Source organism: Flavobacterium wongokense, assembly GCF_021608265.1.
Lineage (GTDB): Bacteria > Bacteroidota > Bacteroidia > Flavobacteriales > Flavobacteriaceae > Flavobacterium > Flavobacterium wongokense.
This window is the reverse complement of the sequence record NZ_JAKIHP010000007.1, coordinates 56115-71202: the sequence shown is the minus strand read 5'-3', so window position 1 is coordinate 71202 and position 15088 is coordinate 56115. Positions and strand designations below refer to the sequence as shown.

The window sequence follows — 15088 nt, the reverse complement described above, 5'->3', positions numbered from 1 at the left end:
CCATTCCCTTTTTCTGTCCGAAGAAGAAATAAAAGAAATAGTTATAATAAGTATTGAATGTTTTCATTTTGTGTGTTCTGTTTTGCTAATGTAACCAATTAAAGTGTAGGTTTTACAAGGCATTGCAAAAAAAGTTGCGGAAACGTTTTCGTAAAAATCATAAAACCGTGATTTTTTCGTTATCCCTATATTAATTATTACATTTGCTCAAAATCCTTTGGTATGTCAATAGAAGTTCAAAATATTTCGAAGAGTTATGGTGCCCAAAAGGCATTGGATAAGGTTTCCTTTTCGGTAAAAAAAGGAGAAATTGTTGGTTTCCTTGGTCCGAATGGCGCCGGAAAATCGACACTGATGAAAATTTTGACGACCTTTATCAATGCTGACGAAGGCTCAGCTTCGGTAAATGGAAGCGATGTGGCTGAGAACCAAAAAGCAGTCCAGCTTTCTGTGGGTTATCTTCCGGAACACAATCCGTTGTATCTTGATTTGTACGTTCGTGAATATTTGGCCTTCAATGCCGATGTGTATAAAGTTTCGAAAGAACGTATTGAGGAAGTAATCCAATTGACCGGACTGAGTCCTGAAAGCCATAAAAAAATTGGGCAATTGTCAAAAGGGTATCGCCAGCGTGTTGGATTGGCTACGGCTTTGCTTCACAATCCTGATGTTTTGATTTTGGATGAACCCACAACAGGACTAGACCCAAATCAGTTGGTTGAAATCAGGAATGTGATCAAGAATGTTGGGAAGGACAAAACGGTTTTCCTTTCAACGCATATCATGCAGGAAGTGGAAGCCATTTGCGACCGTGTCATCATCATTGACCACGGAAAAATTGTAACTGATAAAAAACTGGACAAACTGGTTTCGGAAGAAAAAGAGCAGATTATCGAAGTGGAATTTGACAAAGCCATTGATGAAACCATTTTGGCAAAATTACCAAACCTCAAAGCCTACAAAAATAGCGGTGACAATCTTTGGACACTGACTTTCAATACCGACGAGGACATGCGCCCAAAATTATTTGACTTTGCGCATGACAACGGATTGAAAACACTTCAAATCAGCCTGAAAAGCAAAAACCTCGAACAGATTTTTAGGGAAAAAACCAAGAAAAAATAATTATTCGTAGATAAGCCGTCCCTGATAATGACGCACTACAGTATCAGGATTTGCAGGATGGGTTTTGGCAATAATATTTCCGGTGCTATACAAATCACCACTCAGGTTTACCACAGGGTGGATAATCATATCATTAGACCCGCGATGGAATATTTGAATGTTTTGGGCAATTAAATCCTGGGCTTCAATCCTGCCGTCTCCAAAATAAAAATTCAGATTAGCGGTATTGGTATGGCCTGAAATATAAAACCTCGATACATTATTGTTTCCGATATTCAGGTAATCGTTATCAATATTCAGGATAAAATCGCCTGTTCCGGCTCCGGCTTCGCCATCACCGTCTTTGTCCATTGCAACAAAACTCAAGTACGGAAAAGTCAGTACCCCATTGGAACTTATATTCCTGTCGGTTTTGGAATACACTTCCTCCAAAGTGGGCGTCGTTACATGGATTTTGACTTTGCCATAAGCACGAACCCAGTTGCAGCTGGTTTCATCCTTAAAAATAAGCTGGTCGCCGTTTTGATGAACCTCAACATTGTCTATGAAATTTTCACCGGCTTCAATCACCACTTTCGATTCGGCACCTTGCGTGATGATGACTTCAATGCCACGGTATACTTTAAGCTTTTTAAAAGGCTGCACTGTTACTTCCTTTGTAATAATGGTGCCCGTGCTTTCGATGCAGTCACTTGGTTTTTCACAAGCATTCAGCATCCAAAACAAAACCAGTAATAGCGAAAATTTCTTCATGACTGTCATTTTAAATTCTGTATCCAATTCCAAATTCCAAAGCTTCAGCAAGGAACAAATGGGTTTTAATGGTAAATCCGCCAAAAATATTTTTGGTCATATAATATTTTAACCCAACCCTGTCATAGATTCCGGTATCCTTGTTAAATTTCTGGTAGGCATAATAACCCAATTGTGCTTCGAGCGAAAACCGGTTAATCAGCAATTCGTGGCCCACAAAGACTCCGACTCTTTTGTAATCGGTATTTGGGCTGATGTTTTCTTCAGGGTACGCCACCGAATAATAGCGAATGTATTCCTCAATGGATTTTGTCAGGAAGATTTCGGTTCCCAATTGCAATGCCGACTTTCGGTTCAAACGTTTATCCGCATAAAAACCAATATGGTAAAAAGGATATTGGCCACTGCCTATAATTGGATTTTCATTGACTCCGCTTCGGAATACAAAATTATAATGAATGGGTTCGCGGTATGATTTTTTTACCAAGGCAGTGTCGGGAAGGCGTTTGAAATCTTCAGAAAGATTGTGGCTGACTCCAAGATTCAGTAAATAGGTATTGATACCGCTGTTGGGCGATTTGAACCTTCCGTTGGAATAATGCGTGAATAAAATTCCGGCATGGACACCAAAACTCCTGAAAATCTTTTGGTTATCATACGCCAGGCCAATATTGGTATTCGCCATGATTTGGGTTCCAAATGCCTTGTTCCTGCTGTTGGTTACCTTATCATACGGATTGGTGGTGTAGGCAATTCCCTGGGCAAGCTTAAACTGCAGATGCCTGTTGAAGAAATAAAAATTATACAATGCCCCAACAGAATAGTTTTGCCCCAAAGGCTGGCTTTTAAAATCCTGGTATAAAAAATACGCTCCGTAATCGGGATAATTGTAAGCTTTATGCCATTCCCTTGAACCATCTGTTTTTTTGACAACTGTCAGCAAAAAAGCCTCTGGATGACCGTTTACCAAATGATACATGTCTTCGGTATGTGGCAGTACATTCCCTCTTAGAAAGGAAGCTTCAACCGAAAAAGGATTATTCTTCTGGCCAACAACGGTAAGGGAAAACAATAAAAAAAGAGAGTAAATTTTTCTCATCCTGAAATTTAAAACGCACAAATATAATTGAATATATCCAGCATCCTAATATTCCGCTATTTAAAAAATCTCCTTCGCAATCGCCTTGATATTTTCGGCTTTACCCATTGAATAATAGTGCAAAACCGGAATTCCGGCTGCGACCAATTCCTTGCTTTGCTGTGTGCACCATTCAATCCCGATTTGCTTTACCGCGTCGTTGTCTTTCGCTTTTACCACGGCCATGATCAAATCATCAGGAAGTTCAATGCTGAATCGGTGTGGAATTAAGTTTAGTTGTTTCTTTGTCGCAATGGGTTTCAATCCCGGGATAATCGGAATGGTAATCCCCGATGCACGGCATTTGGCAACAAAATCAAAGAATTTCTTATTGTCAAAAAACATCTGCGTAATGATATAATCAGCGCCGTTTTTGATTTTTTGTTTCAGGAAATAAATATCGCTGTCCAAACTCGGAGCTTCCATGTGCTTTTCGGGATAACCCGCAACCCCAATGCAGAAGTTGGTCGTAGCCGAATTTTTCAAATCCTCATCTAGGTAAATCCCATTGTTCAGGTTGCTGATCTGCAACACCAAATCGGTTGCATACTCATTACCTTCCTTTTCAGGTTTGAAATAGGTTTCGTTTTTTAACGCATCGCCTCGAAGTGCCACGACATTGTCAATTCCAAGGAAATCCAAATCTATCAAAAGGTTTTCGGTATCTTCTTTAGTAAAACCTCCACACAAAATATGCGGAATCGCATCTACGTTGTATTTATTCTGGATTCCGGCGCAGATTCCTACCGTTCCCGGTCGTTTTTTTACGATTTTCTTTTGCAACAAACCGCTTGGCAATTCCTTGAATTCGTATTCCTCACGGTGATACGTGACATCAATGAATGGCGGGTTGAATTCCATCAACGGATCAATGCTGTCAAAAATGGATTGGATGTTTTGTCCTTTTAACGGCGGTAATATTTCAAACGAAAATAATGGTTTTCCGTTGGCGTTTTCTATATGTTGGGTTACTTTCATTTAGTTATGAGTTATAAATTATGAGTTATGAGTTGAACTCAATTTAATCTGCAATATTCGGCGAAAGCCATTTTGATGCCTGGTCTGTTGATATTCCACGGCGTTTAGCGTAATCAACAACCTGGTCTTCCTTTATTTTTCCGAGTCCGAAATACTTGCTTTCCGGATTGGCAAAATAATAACCCGAAACCGATGATGCCGGCCACATTGCCATGCTTTCGGTAAGCTTTACACCGATTTCGTTTTCCACATTGAGCAGTTTCCAAATCGTTGGTTTTTCCAAATGATCTGGACAAGCCGGATAACCTGGCGCAGGACGGATTCCTTTGTATTCCTCATCAATCAGATCCTGATTTGAAAGGTTTTCCTCCGAAGCATAACCCCAGATTTCTTTCCTCACTTTTAGGTGCAGATATTCGGCGAAAGCTTCGGCTAATCTATCGCCAAGCGCTTTAACTAAAATCGAATTGTAATCGTCCAATTGCTTTTCAAATTCGGCTGCTTTTTCATCCACGCCAAAACCTGTAGTCACACAAAAACAGCCAATATAGTCTTGTTTTCCGCTATCTTTTGGAGCCACAAAATCGGCTAACGCAATGTTTGGAGCTCCCGCCGTTTTTTGGGATTGCTGGCGTAAGGTCAGGAATTTATTTTGAATTTTGAATTCTGAATTTTGAATTTCTATATCGTCGTCATTGATGGTATTTGCTGGAAAAATTCCAAGGATTCCTTTTGCCGTCAGCCATTTTTCGGAAACAATCTGGTTGAGCATTTTCTGTGCATCGGCAAATAAAACGGTGGCCTGTTCACCCACTACCTCATCGGTCAGGATTGCCGGATATTTTCCATACAGTTCCCACGAACTGAAAAACGGAGTCCAGTCGATAAAATCAACCAATTCCGAAAGTTCGACTTCAACAGTTTTTGTTCCGATGAAATTTGGTGTAACCGGAGTGAAATTATCCCAATCCAACTGCAGTTTGTTTTTACGTGCGTCTTCAATAGACAGGTAATTTTTATCACGGCTTCTGTTCAGATAGCCGTCTCTTAATTTGTCGTATTCGGCACGAACCGTTTTAGCATAGTCTACTTTGGTTTCCGTTTGCAGCAAATTGCTGGCGACCGTAACTGCACGCGAAGCATCGTTTACGTGGACAACAGTTTCCTTGTATTCGGGTGCAATTTTCACAGCAGTGTGTGCACGCGAAGTTGTTGCTCCACCAATCATGATCGGAATTTTGATATTGAGTTTGTCCATTTCCTTGGCGAGATACACCATTTCGTCAAGCGATGGTGTAATCAATCCGCTCAAACCAATGATATCTACGTTTTCGCGAACCGCAGCTTCAATGATTTTTTCCGGCGGAACCATAACTCCCAAATCGATGATTTCGAAATTATTGCAGCCCAAAACTACCGCTACGATATTTTTGCCAATGTCGTGTACATCGCCTTTCACCGTTGCCATAAGTACTTTTCCGGCTGAAGATGATTTTCCGTCTTTTTGTGCTTCGATAAACGGCAGTAAATACGCCACGGCTTTTTTCATCACACGCGCCGATTTTACAACCTGAGGCAAAAACATTTTTCCGCTTCCGAATAAATCGCCAACAACATTCATTCCTGCCATCAGATTCACTTCGATAACTTCGATTGCCTTATCTGCAGAAAGCCTTGCTTCTTCAACATCAATTTCGATGAATTCGTCAATTCCTTTTACCAAAGAATGCGTCAATCGTTCCTGAACCGTTCCGTTCCTCCATTCGGCTATTTCCTTTTCGTTGGTTTTTACATCGCCTTTAAAGGTTTCCGCCAAATCCAGTAATCTTTCGGTCGCATCTTCCCTTCTGTTCAACAAAACATCTTCAACGTGTTCCAATAAAATTGGATCGATTTCGTCATAAATCTCAAGCATTTCCGGATTTACGATTCCCATGGTCATTCCGTTTTTAATCGCATGATACAGGAACGCCGAATGCATGGCTTCACGCACTTTGTCATTGCCACGGAAAGAGAACGAAACATTACTCACACCACCAGAAATTCCGGCATAAGGAAGATTTTCACGAATCCATTTGGTTGCCCTGAAGAAATCCAGTGCATTTAATTTGTGTTCGTCCATTCCGGTTGCAACCGGGAAAATATTCGGGTCGAAAATGATATCTTCCGGTGGAAAATGTACTTCATCCACCAAAATATCATAACTTCTTTTACAGATTTCGATGCGTCTTTCATAATTATCCGCCTGTCCCACTTCATCAAAAGCCATTACGATAACTGCAGCTCCGTAGCGTTTGATTAATTTGGCATGATGGATGAAAGCTTCTTTCCCTTCTTTTAGTGAAATCGAATTTACGACGCCTTTTCCCTGGATTACCTTAAGTCCGGCTTCGATGATTTCCCATTTAGAGCTGTCGACCATCACCGGAACGCGGGCAATATCAGGTTCGGCCGCAATCAGATTTAGGAATTTGGTCATGGCGTATACACCATCCAACATTCCTTCATCCATATTGATGTCGATGATTTGGGCTCCGCCTTCAACCTGGTTTCGGGCAATGTCGAGTGCTTCCTCGTATTTTTCTTCCTTTATTAAACGCAAAAACTTACGCGAACCTGTTACGTTCGTTCGTTCTCCTACGTTAATGAAATTTGATTCCGGAGTAACTATCAAAGGTTCCAAGCCTGATAGTTTTAAATATTTTTGTGCTTCCGCCATTATATCGTTTCTAAAATTTGTCTTGGTTTGAATTCGGCTGCAACATCGGCAATCGCTTTGATGTGCTCCGGAGTTGTGCCACAGCATCCACCAATGATGTTGATTAAATTATCCTGTAAATATTCCCTGATTAACGCCTGCATTTCTTCGGGAGTTTGGTCGTATTGCCCGAAAGCATTAGGCAATCCTGCATTTGGATGCGCTGAAACATTCAATTGTGTATTGTGAGCCAAACGTTTCAGATACGGTTTCAATTGGTCGGCACCCAATGCACAATTGAATCCGATGCTTAATAATTCTATGTGTTCAATTGAGATTAAAAATGCTTCAACCGTTTGCCCTGAAAGCGTTCTTCCCGAAGCATCGGTAATCGTTCCTGAAACCATGACCGGAATATCAAGATTGCGTTCTTCCTTTACTTCTTCAATGGCGAAAAGTGCGGCTTTTGCGTTAAGTGTATCAAAAATGGTTTCCACCAAAAGCACATCGCAGCCTCCGTCGATTAACGCTTCTACCTGCTGTTTGTAGGCGATGCGCAAATCGTCAAAAGTTACGGCCCGGAAACCAGGATCGTTAACGTCTGGCGACATGGATGCTGTTCTGTTTGTTGGCCCAATGGAACCTGCAACAAAACGTGGCCTGTCGGTGAATTCATCGGCAACTTCGCGGGCAATTTTGGCTGATTCATAATTGAGTTCGTAAACCAAATCCTCTAAATGATAATCCGCCATTCCGATGGTTGTTCCTGAAAAGGTATTGGTTTCGACAATATCGGCACCAGCCTGAAAATACAAGCGGTGTACCTCTTTCACGGCTTCGGGTTGGGTAATTGAAAGTAAATCGTTGTTTCCTTTCAACGGATGTGGAAAATCCTTGAATCGTTCCCCGCGGAAATCGGCTTCGGAGAAATTATTGCGCTGCAGCATGGTTCCCATTGCTCCGTCGAGCACGAGAATCCTGTTTTGGATTGCTTCCTGAATTTTTGACATTTTCTTCTTTTACTAAATTGTTGTACTGAACTACAGTGCCCTAGCCCCGATGGCAGCGAGCTACCATGTAGCGCGGACAGCGGGAAATGGCTCCTGAAAATTTCAGAAGTGCGTACAAAATCATATATAAGTTATCGAAGAATCTCTTGGTTATCTTTTCCCGATAAATCGGGTTAGAATGTAGCACCTTCTTTTGGCAAAGGGTTGCTAAGCTGTCATTGGGTCTATTCCCTCGAGCTTTCGTGATAACAAACATTATGTTTATGAACGCTGCAAAGTAACGGCATAGAATTGTTATTTGCAAGGGTTTTGAAAAATAAAAAACGAAATCGTTATCGCAATTTTTTAAAAAAAAGTTTAGAATTATTTGAAATTCAATTTGATTTTATACATTTGCACTCGAAAAAATAGGAGGAGAAATTTGAACTGATTGCAACCTCGTTAAAAAATGCTAAAGCAGCATTCCTTCTTTAGTTTTTTACCGCAGTCTTCCTTTTTCCTTTTTAGATATTAAATATTAAACTAAAATATAGTTATGGCTTATTTATTTACGTCGGAGTCAGTGAGTGAAGGACATCCAGACAAAGTTGCAGACCAAATTTCTGATGCGTTAATTGATAACTTTTTGGCATTTGATGCTGATTCAAAAGTTGCCTGCGAAACTTTGGTAACAACAGGTCAGGTAATCCTTGCCGGAGAAGTAAAATCGAACACTTATCTTGATGTGCAGTCTATTGCAAGGGAAGTAATCAAAAAAATTGGATATACTAAAAGTGAGTATATGTTTGATGCTGATTCCTGCGGTGTTTTATCTGCAATCCACGAACAATCTGCCGACATCAACCAAGGTGTTGACCGAGCAAGCAAAGAAGAGCAAGGTGCTGGTGACCAGGGAATGATGTTTGGTTACGCAACAAATGAAACTGAAAACTACATGCCTTTGGCTTTAGATCTATCTCACGCTTTGTTGATTGAATTGGCTAATATCAGAAGAGAAAACAACGAAATCAAATACTTGCGTCCTGATGCAAAATCTCAGGTGACTTTAGAGTATTCTGACGATAACAAACCACAAAGAATTGACGCTATCGTTATTTCTACGCAGCACGATGATTTCGCTCCGGAAGCTGAAATGTTGGCAAAAATCAAAAGTGATCTGATTTCGATTTTGATTCCAAGAATTAAGGCAAAATACCCACAATACGCTCATTTATTCAATGATGATATCACCTACCACATTAACCCAACAGGGAAATTCGTAATTGGAGGACCTCACGGTGACACTGGACTTACAGGTAGAAAAATCATCGTGGATACTTACGGTGGAAAAGGTGCTCACGGTGGAGGAGCTTTCTCTGGGAAAGACCCGTCAAAAGTAGACCGTTCTGCTGCTTATGCAACACGTCACATTGCTAAAAACTTAGTTGCTGCCGGATTGTGTGACGAAGTTTTGGTACAGGTTTCTTATGCGATTGGAGTGGCAAAACCAACTTCTATCAACGTAGTAACTTACGGAACTTCAAAAGTAAACCTGACTGACGGAGAAATCAGTAAAGTGGTTGAGAACGTATTTGATATGAGGCCTTATTTCATCGAGCAACGTTTGAAATTGAGAAATCCTATTTATAGCGAAACTGCTGCTTACGGACACATGGGAAGAAAACCTGAAACGGTTACCAAAACCTTCCAATTGCCAAATGGCGCTCCAAAAACTGTAAACGTTGAGTTGTTTACCTGGGAGAAATTGGATTATGTAGATAAAGTAAAAGCAGCTTTCAAATTGTAATATTTGATACTCTTATTATAAATGAATCCCGCTCAAAAGGCGGGATTTTTATTTCTATCCTTCTGTTCATTTTCTTTGCTTGTCCAAAGAAAACATTTGATATTAAGAGGAGAATGTCCAGTGGACATTCGGAAATATATTTAGAAATTGACCGCTGAAGATTCCCAGCCTTGAATTTTTGCTTCTTTTGTTTCAAGACAAAAGAAGAATAGCCCCGATTGTAGTGGAAATCCTTTTTGTTGAATAACAAAAAGATTGCAACGGAAAGCGGGAAAAGCTCCTACAAATTATATTTCAAACTAAAAATAATATAACGTGGCTGGACGCGGTATTGCGAAGTGCGGACAATCGTCTGGTTGAAGCTGTCGTCATTCAGGGATTTTGTGTTTAAAAGGTTTGTTCCCGAGATTTTGTATTCCCAATGGCTGTCTTTTGTCTTTTGGTAAATCAGGCTTGCCGAAAGAAAATCGTATTCGTTTTGGGTTGTGCGGTCTTTGCTGCGGTAATGGTAAAATTCATATTCCGAAACAAAGGAGAAGCTTTTCAGGAAAAAATAATCAAGCCTCGCAAAAGGTTTGTCGGTATAAAAAGTATCACCCTGATAGTCATTGATGACAAAATTGTAACCCAATTCGAGGTTGGGCAGGTTCTTATAATTCGTAGATGCTTTCAACGTATAGCTCTGTGTAAAACTCTCATTGGTTATCGCCACATCTGAATTGGTTGCCGGAACATATTGGATATTATTGAATTTTGACCAGTTCAGGTTTACACTTGCTGAGGCTTTGTAATATTTGAGGAAAGACCTTCCGTAATTCCCGATTGCCATGAACGATTCGTCAGCAAAAGCAGAATTTATAGGTGACGAAGTCTGGTTCACACCGTCGAAAACAAAACGTGATTTCACCGCATCAATGGTCCTGGAATAGGTTGCGGCCGCAAAAATATTCTCAAAATTGAACATATTGTATTTGAAATAACGAATCGAATGGCTTTGTGAAGTGGAGTTTTCGAGTGTTCGGTTTCCGCTTGAAAGGCTGCTGTAACTGTTCAAAACATAACCTTCGGCGAGTTTGTTGATGTCGGTAAAATTATTGGTAACCGAAAAATTATACGTCAGGGTTTCGGCTTTCTTGATTTGGTACAACACATATAAATCGGGCAAAATCCTTCCGAAGCTTTGTTTGTATTTGCTTCCCAACTGATTATTGGCCATTGTGTACGAATGCGCACTTAGGCCCGGAGTGAACGTAAATTTCCCGTGCAGGATTTTGTAATGCAGCCCAACAAAAGCGTCGTTGAAATTGTAATTTACATTATTCGTGTTGGTAACATCATCGAGATTATTAACGGTTCCATTATCCAAAATTTGGTAGATAGACGAATCAAAACTCTGGAAGGAATGTGTATTCCCAAGGGTAACATTGATGTTGCTTTTTGGTGTCAACATATAATAGTAATCGAGTTTGGCGTCGAGCTTATTGGTTTTTACAAAACGCTTTTGGGTAATGTCGTTGCGGTTTTGCAACGGTTCATATCCAACCAGATTAAAGGGCTGCGATTGCAGGTTGGCATTATAAAACGGATCCTCATCCTGGAACAGATGCTGGGCTTCAAAGGCAAAAACATTTTTATCATTCAGCGTGTAATACATTCCCAGATTCTGATTTATAGAAACCGGAGTCTGTTTTTTGTTGGTATCGATATTTTCATTGGACGTTCCTGTATTGTCAATGGTTTCCCTAAACAAATTGCTGATTTCATCCTGCTTGGAAAGCTTGGACAGGATATCATAATCGAATTGGAAATTGACATTGGGCTTATAGGAAGAACTGAGTTTGAATAACCCCAAATTGTTCTTTTGTTGTGAAATATCCGTGCGGTTTTCTGTCGTGGCAACTGCAGATGAATTCGGAACCAAATAATCGGTTTTGGAAGCGGTTTCCAATTCGGTTGTTGAGGAAGATAGGATTGCAAAGCCACTTAAAGACCAGGCTTTTGTTGGGTTGTACGAAAAATTGGTCGCGCCAAAATTGGTTTCAATTTCCTTGGCCCGGTCATTCCGCAACAGCGAAATCCCCAAATCGTTGGACGAAACATTGAACGTTGAACCGCCTTTGGACATCATGTTTTTAAAACCTCCGGTAAATTTGAAGTAATCCTGGAACGTCAGTGGGAGTTCGCCAATATTATTGAAATTCGTAATCAGGTTGATGCTGTATTTTGGATTGTAATAAAACAATTTCGGGTTGACATTATAGCGTTTTTCTTCGTGCCCGACGCCAATTCCTGCCGTGACATCGCCAAACCAGAAGTTCTTTTTGCCTTCCTTCAGCTTGATGTTCATTGCCACATTATCCTGGTTGTTTTCTACTCCTTTTAAAATGGAATTTTCATTATAATTTCGAAGAACCTGTACTTTATCTATCGCATCAGCCGGAATGTTCTTTACGCCGAGTTTGGTATCGCCATCAAAAAAATCCTTGCCTTCGACCATCAGTTTCGAGACTTTTTTGCCTTCAACTTCCACTTCGCCATCAGCGTTTACTTCAACTCCGGGTAATTTTTTCAACACATCTTCGAGTTTTCGTTCCGTTCCGCTTTTGAACGAATCGGCATTGTAAACAATGGTATCCCCTTTTATCGAAACCGGCATTTCCCTAACGATTTCAACACCATCGAGTTCAATTCCGCCACTTTCCATCGTAATGTTTTGGGTAATATTCTGTGTTTCGGTGGTAACGGTGATTTCCTTGTTCTGCATTCCGAGGTAACTCAGCTTGATGGAATACATGGAATTGGGTTTGAGATTCAGTGAAAATTTTCCCTTATCGTTGGTAATGGCGTAAGCATCCATGGCTTTGGTGCCTTGATTCATTGCCATGACATTTGCCATTTCGAGTGGCGCCTTATTGCTGTCCTGCACGATTCCCTCAAACCGGATGTTTTGGGAAAAGGATGCAACAGAGGCTAAGAAGAAAAGAAAATAGAGTTTTTTCATAAGGTTAATGTCCCATTCTGATTTGCATTCCTCCTCTTCCCGGATTCATTTCTTCCATTTCCTTCATTTTCTTGATTACTGTCTCGTCGTATTCCTTTTGGGTTACTTCCTTACCGTTGGTTGGGGCTTTTATTTCGACTTTTTCTTTGGCATTCAAAACTACTTTCGAGCAAAGGATTATCGTTTTCCCATCATTGACTTCAAGGATTAAACCCGGAAGTCCAAAATAAGTATCAGGTCCGGTACTCACAGGGATTTCGGGTGCATACCAGGCTGTGATGTTTATTTCCTTTGGCATTTCAAATCCTTCCATAAAATTGGTCGTCTTTTCCTTATCCTCATTTTTGGCTGCATCTTCCTTTTTGTCTTCGGCCTTTTTCCTGAAATTCCTAAAATCTGAAGTGTTTACCGGTTTAACCGCTGTGGCTTTGTAGCAGGTATAACCGCCTATGACTTTGGATTCTGATTCCATTTTCCAATTGAGCTTTGGCAGCGAATCCTTAACTAGGAATTCCTTGCCCATAAACTCTTTTGCCGAAACATAGTTTTTGTCTTTTATGTTTTTATAATAAGTCCCGCCACCACCGGTGAAGGAATTAAACATCATCCGCATTCCTCCGCCCTGACCTTGGGTACCCGGTGCATCGAGTTTTTCTTCCTCTTTGTAAATTGAAGCCGATTTATCAAAATTGAGGATGTACGTTTTTTCCAATGCCTTTTTGACACGCTCTTCAATCATTTTCTGCATTTCGGGCGTTATGTTTTTGTTGCCGCTGAATGCGGTTTTCATATCCGAAGTACTGGTTTTTGATTCATAAACTGCCATTCCCTGGAAATCCTTTTGGGCATTTGAAGTGATAAATGCCAATAAAAAAAGTGAAGTATAAAGTAAATTCCTCATTGCTTTAGTGATTTTTGAAGAACAAATATGACGAACAATATTGATATCTGTTACCAATCTTTTGTTAAAATATCTTTGTGGGATTTATGGAAATTAATTTGGTTTAGCTTAATTTAGCCCTATGATGAAAAATGTAGTTTATTTCTTTTTATTATTTGGTTTTACCCTAGTTTTTGGCCAAAATAAAAAACTGAAAACCACCGAATTGAACACGACAGAACTGGAAAACAAAACCTTTATCGGTTTTGATGGTTTGGGCAATAATTATTACATCAAGGACAATGTTTTTATCAAACAAAATGATACCCAGAAATGGGAATACAAGAATGTAGCCCTTGGAAAAATCACGTCTGTCGATTATGTGAATCCGCTGCAGCTGGTGGTTTTTTACGAAGATTTCAATACAATCATCACGCTCGACAACCAGCTTAACGAAATCCAGAAACTCAATCTTTTTGACATTGACAATACCATTTTTGCGTCGAAGATTGGTTTGGCTTCACAGAATCAGTTTTGGATTTATAATTCGCTAACCCAACAGATATTGTTGTTTGATTATTTGAAAAAAACCTCCAAGGAGATTGGCAATCCGATACAGGGTGACATTCAGTATACCCAATCGGATTTCAATAATTTTTATTGGATTGATGACGTCAATAATTGGTACGCGATTGATATTTTTGGCAAAGTGGCTTTGCTTGCCAATATTCCGCCTTTTGAAAAAATCCAGATTATCGACAGTGAGAAATTATTGTTCTCACGTGACAACGTTCTGTATTGCCTGAATAACCTAACGAAAACGGTTTACGAAATAGAAATTGTTGAGAAATCGTTTCAAAATTATTATTACAAAGACCAAATTTTGGCTATTTTTACCAACCAACAAATTAAGAATTATAAAATAAAATTACCATAATGCACATAGCAGTAGCAGGAAACATCGGAGCTGGGAAGACTACGTTGACTCGATTTTTGGCCAAACAATTCAAATGGGAACCCCATTTTGAAGACGTAGTTGACAATCCATACCTTGATGATTTTTACCATCAGATGGAACGCTGGAGTTTCAATCTTCAGATTTATTTCCTGAATTCGCGTTTTCGCCAGGTTTTGCAAATTAGGGAGAGTGGAAAGAACATCATCCAGGACCGAACGATTTATGAAGATGCCCACATTTTTGCTCCCAACTTACACGCTATGGGATTGATGACCAACCGTGATTTTGAAAATTATTCCGATCTTTTCCAGTTGATGGAAGGTTTGGTTGGCGCGCCTGATTTGTTGATTTACCTTAGAAGTTCGATTCCAAATCTGGTTTCGCAAATCCATAAAAGAGGCCGTGATTATGAAAACACGATTTCCATCGATTACTTAAGTCGTCTTAATGAACGTTATGAAGCGTGGATTACGACTTATGACAAAGGAAAATTACTCATCATTGATGTTGACAATATTGATTTTGTAAATAATCCGGAAGATTTAGGAACGATTATCAATAAGATAAATGCAGAAATAAACGGTCTGTTTTAGATATCAGAAATTTACAAAAAGCCACGCAATTGCGTGGCTTTTTTGTTTGTTCATCGGTAATAACCTCAAAGACAACGATTAATTTACACAGCAATTGAATTAAATATCTATTTTTATCGAATTAGTTATTAAAATTTAATCAAGTTAAGGTCGAAATAATTACCCCAA

At 39.8% G+C, this 15088-nt stretch carries 11 protein-coding genes and 1 riboswitch; of the genes, 4 read left to right on the top strand and 7 right to left on the bottom strand.

Annotated elements, in window-relative coordinates; translation table 11 throughout:
- Window positions 1-222 precede the first annotated feature (222 nt).
- Complete coding sequence (gldA, locus tag L1S31_RS13555; RefSeq protein ID WP_236465298.1) at window positions 223-1125, top strand: gliding motility-associated ABC transporter ATP-binding subunit GldA; 903 nt, start codon at window positions 223-225, stop codon at window positions 1123-1125.
- On the opposite strand, the gene L1S31_RS13550 is transcribed toward gldA, so the two are convergent.
- Genes L1S31_RS13550 through L1S31_RS13530 form a run of 5 tightly spaced genes read right to left on the bottom strand, consistent with a single transcriptional unit; the run spans window position 1126 to window position 7702 of the window.
- Window positions 1126-1878 (bottom strand): head GIN domain-containing protein, encoded by a 753-nt coding sequence (locus L1S31_RS13550; protein WP_236465296.1) that lies wholly within the window; start codon window positions 1876-1878, stop codon window positions 1126-1128.
- A gap of 10 nt (window positions 1879-1888) precedes the next feature.
- The gene (locus L1S31_RS13545; RefSeq protein ID WP_236465295.1) at window positions 1889-2977 is read right to left on the bottom strand and encodes an acyloxyacyl hydrolase; all 1089 of its coding nucleotides are present in this window, start codon (window positions 2975-2977) and stop codon (window positions 1889-1891) included.
- A 60-nt stretch (window positions 2978-3037) separates the two neighbouring features.
- Window positions 3038-3994, bottom strand: a complete 957-nt coding sequence (metF, locus tag L1S31_RS13540) for a methylenetetrahydrofolate reductase [NAD(P)H] (RefSeq protein ID WP_236465294.1) — start codon at window positions 3992-3994, stop codon at window positions 3038-3040.
- A gap of 43 nt (window positions 3995-4037) precedes the next feature.
- The gene (gene metH / locus L1S31_RS13535) at window positions 4038-6713 is read right to left on the bottom strand and encodes a methionine synthase (protein WP_236465292.1); all 2676 of its coding nucleotides are present in this window, start codon (window positions 6711-6713) and stop codon (window positions 4038-4040) included.
- Window positions 6713-7702 (bottom strand): homocysteine S-methyltransferase family protein, encoded by a 990-nt coding sequence (locus L1S31_RS13530; RefSeq protein ID WP_236465291.1) that lies wholly within the window; start codon window positions 7700-7702, stop codon window positions 6713-6715. Before L1S31_RS13530 ends, metH begins: the two co-directional genes overlap by 1 nt.
- A 147-nt stretch (window positions 7703-7849) precedes the next feature.
- Window positions 7850-7954, bottom strand: a riboswitch (SAM riboswitch).
- Between the two features lie 283 nt (window positions 7955-8237).
- Here L1S31_RS13530 and metK point away from each other — a divergent pair.
- Window positions 8238-9488 (top strand): methionine adenosyltransferase, encoded by a 1251-nt coding sequence (gene metK, locus L1S31_RS13525; RefSeq protein ID WP_236465290.1) that lies wholly within the window; start codon window positions 8238-8240, stop codon window positions 9486-9488.
- A gap of 280 nt (window positions 9489-9768) precedes the next feature.
- On the opposite strand, the gene L1S31_RS13520 is transcribed toward metK, so the two are convergent.
- Window positions 9769-12489: a carboxypeptidase-like regulatory domain-containing protein gene (locus tag L1S31_RS13520; protein ID WP_236465289.1), complete on the bottom strand. Its 2721-nt coding sequence runs from the start codon at window positions 12487-12489 to the stop codon at window positions 9769-9771.
- A gap of 4 nt (window positions 12490-12493) precedes the next feature.
- Window positions 12494-13390 (bottom strand): GLPGLI family protein, encoded by an 897-nt coding sequence (locus L1S31_RS13515; RefSeq protein WP_236465288.1) that lies wholly within the window; start codon window positions 13388-13390, stop codon window positions 12494-12496.
- A gap of 121 nt (window positions 13391-13511) precedes the next feature.
- Between L1S31_RS13515 and L1S31_RS13510 the strand changes: the two genes are divergently transcribed.
- Both L1S31_RS13510 and L1S31_RS13505 read left to right on the top strand, forming a co-directional pair.
- Window positions 13512-14306 carry a hypothetical protein gene (locus tag L1S31_RS13510; RefSeq protein WP_236465287.1) on the top strand — a complete coding sequence of 265 codons (795 nt, stop codon included), beginning with the start codon at window positions 13512-13514 and terminating at the stop codon, window positions 14304-14306.
- The gene (locus L1S31_RS13505; protein ID WP_236465285.1) at window positions 14306-14920 is read left to right on the top strand and encodes a deoxynucleoside kinase; all 615 of its coding nucleotides are present in this window, start codon (window positions 14306-14308) and stop codon (window positions 14918-14920) included. The genes L1S31_RS13510 and L1S31_RS13505 overlap by 1 nt, the downstream gene beginning before the upstream one ends.
- The last annotated feature ends 168 nt before the right edge of the window (window positions 14921-15088 follow it).

What these genes read in the sequence shown, in the direction of transcription:
- gldA (WP_236465298.1), top strand. Translation starts at nt 223, where the DNA reads ATGTCAATAGAAGTTCAAAATATTTCGAAGAGTTATGGTGCCCAAAAG.
- L1S31_RS13550 (WP_236465296.1), bottom strand. Translation starts at nt 1,878, where the DNA reads ATGAAGAAATTTTCGCTATTACTGGTTTTGTTTTGGATGCTGAATGCT.
- L1S31_RS13545 (WP_236465295.1), bottom strand. Translation starts at nt 2,977, where the DNA reads ATGAGAAAAATTTACTCTCTTTTTTTATTGTTTTCCCTTACCGTTGTT.
- metF (WP_236465294.1), bottom strand. Translation starts at nt 3,994, where the DNA reads ATGAAAGTAACCCAACATATAGAAAACGCCAACGGAAAACCATTATTT.
- metH (WP_236465292.1), bottom strand. Translation starts at nt 6,713, where the DNA reads ATGGCGGAAGCACAAAAATATTTAAAACTATCAGGCTTGGAACCTTTG.
- L1S31_RS13530 (WP_236465291.1), bottom strand. Translation starts at nt 7,702, where the DNA reads ATGTCAAAAATTCAGGAAGCAATCCAAAACAGGATTCTCGTGCTCGAC.
- metK (WP_236465290.1), top strand. Translation starts at nt 8,238, where the DNA reads ATGGCTTATTTATTTACGTCGGAGTCAGTGAGTGAAGGACATCCAGAC.
- L1S31_RS13520 (WP_236465289.1), bottom strand. Translation starts at nt 12,489, where the DNA reads ATGAAAAAACTCTATTTTCTTTTCTTCTTAGCCTCTGTTGCATCCTTT.
- L1S31_RS13515 (WP_236465288.1), bottom strand. Translation starts at nt 13,390, where the DNA reads ATGAGGAATTTACTTTATACTTCACTTTTTTTATTGGCATTTATCACT.
- L1S31_RS13510 (WP_236465287.1), top strand. Translation starts at nt 13,512, where the DNA reads ATGATGAAAAATGTAGTTTATTTCTTTTTATTATTTGGTTTTACCCTA.
- L1S31_RS13505 (WP_236465285.1), top strand. Translation starts at nt 14,306, where the DNA reads ATGCACATAGCAGTAGCAGGAAACATCGGAGCTGGGAAGACTACGTTG.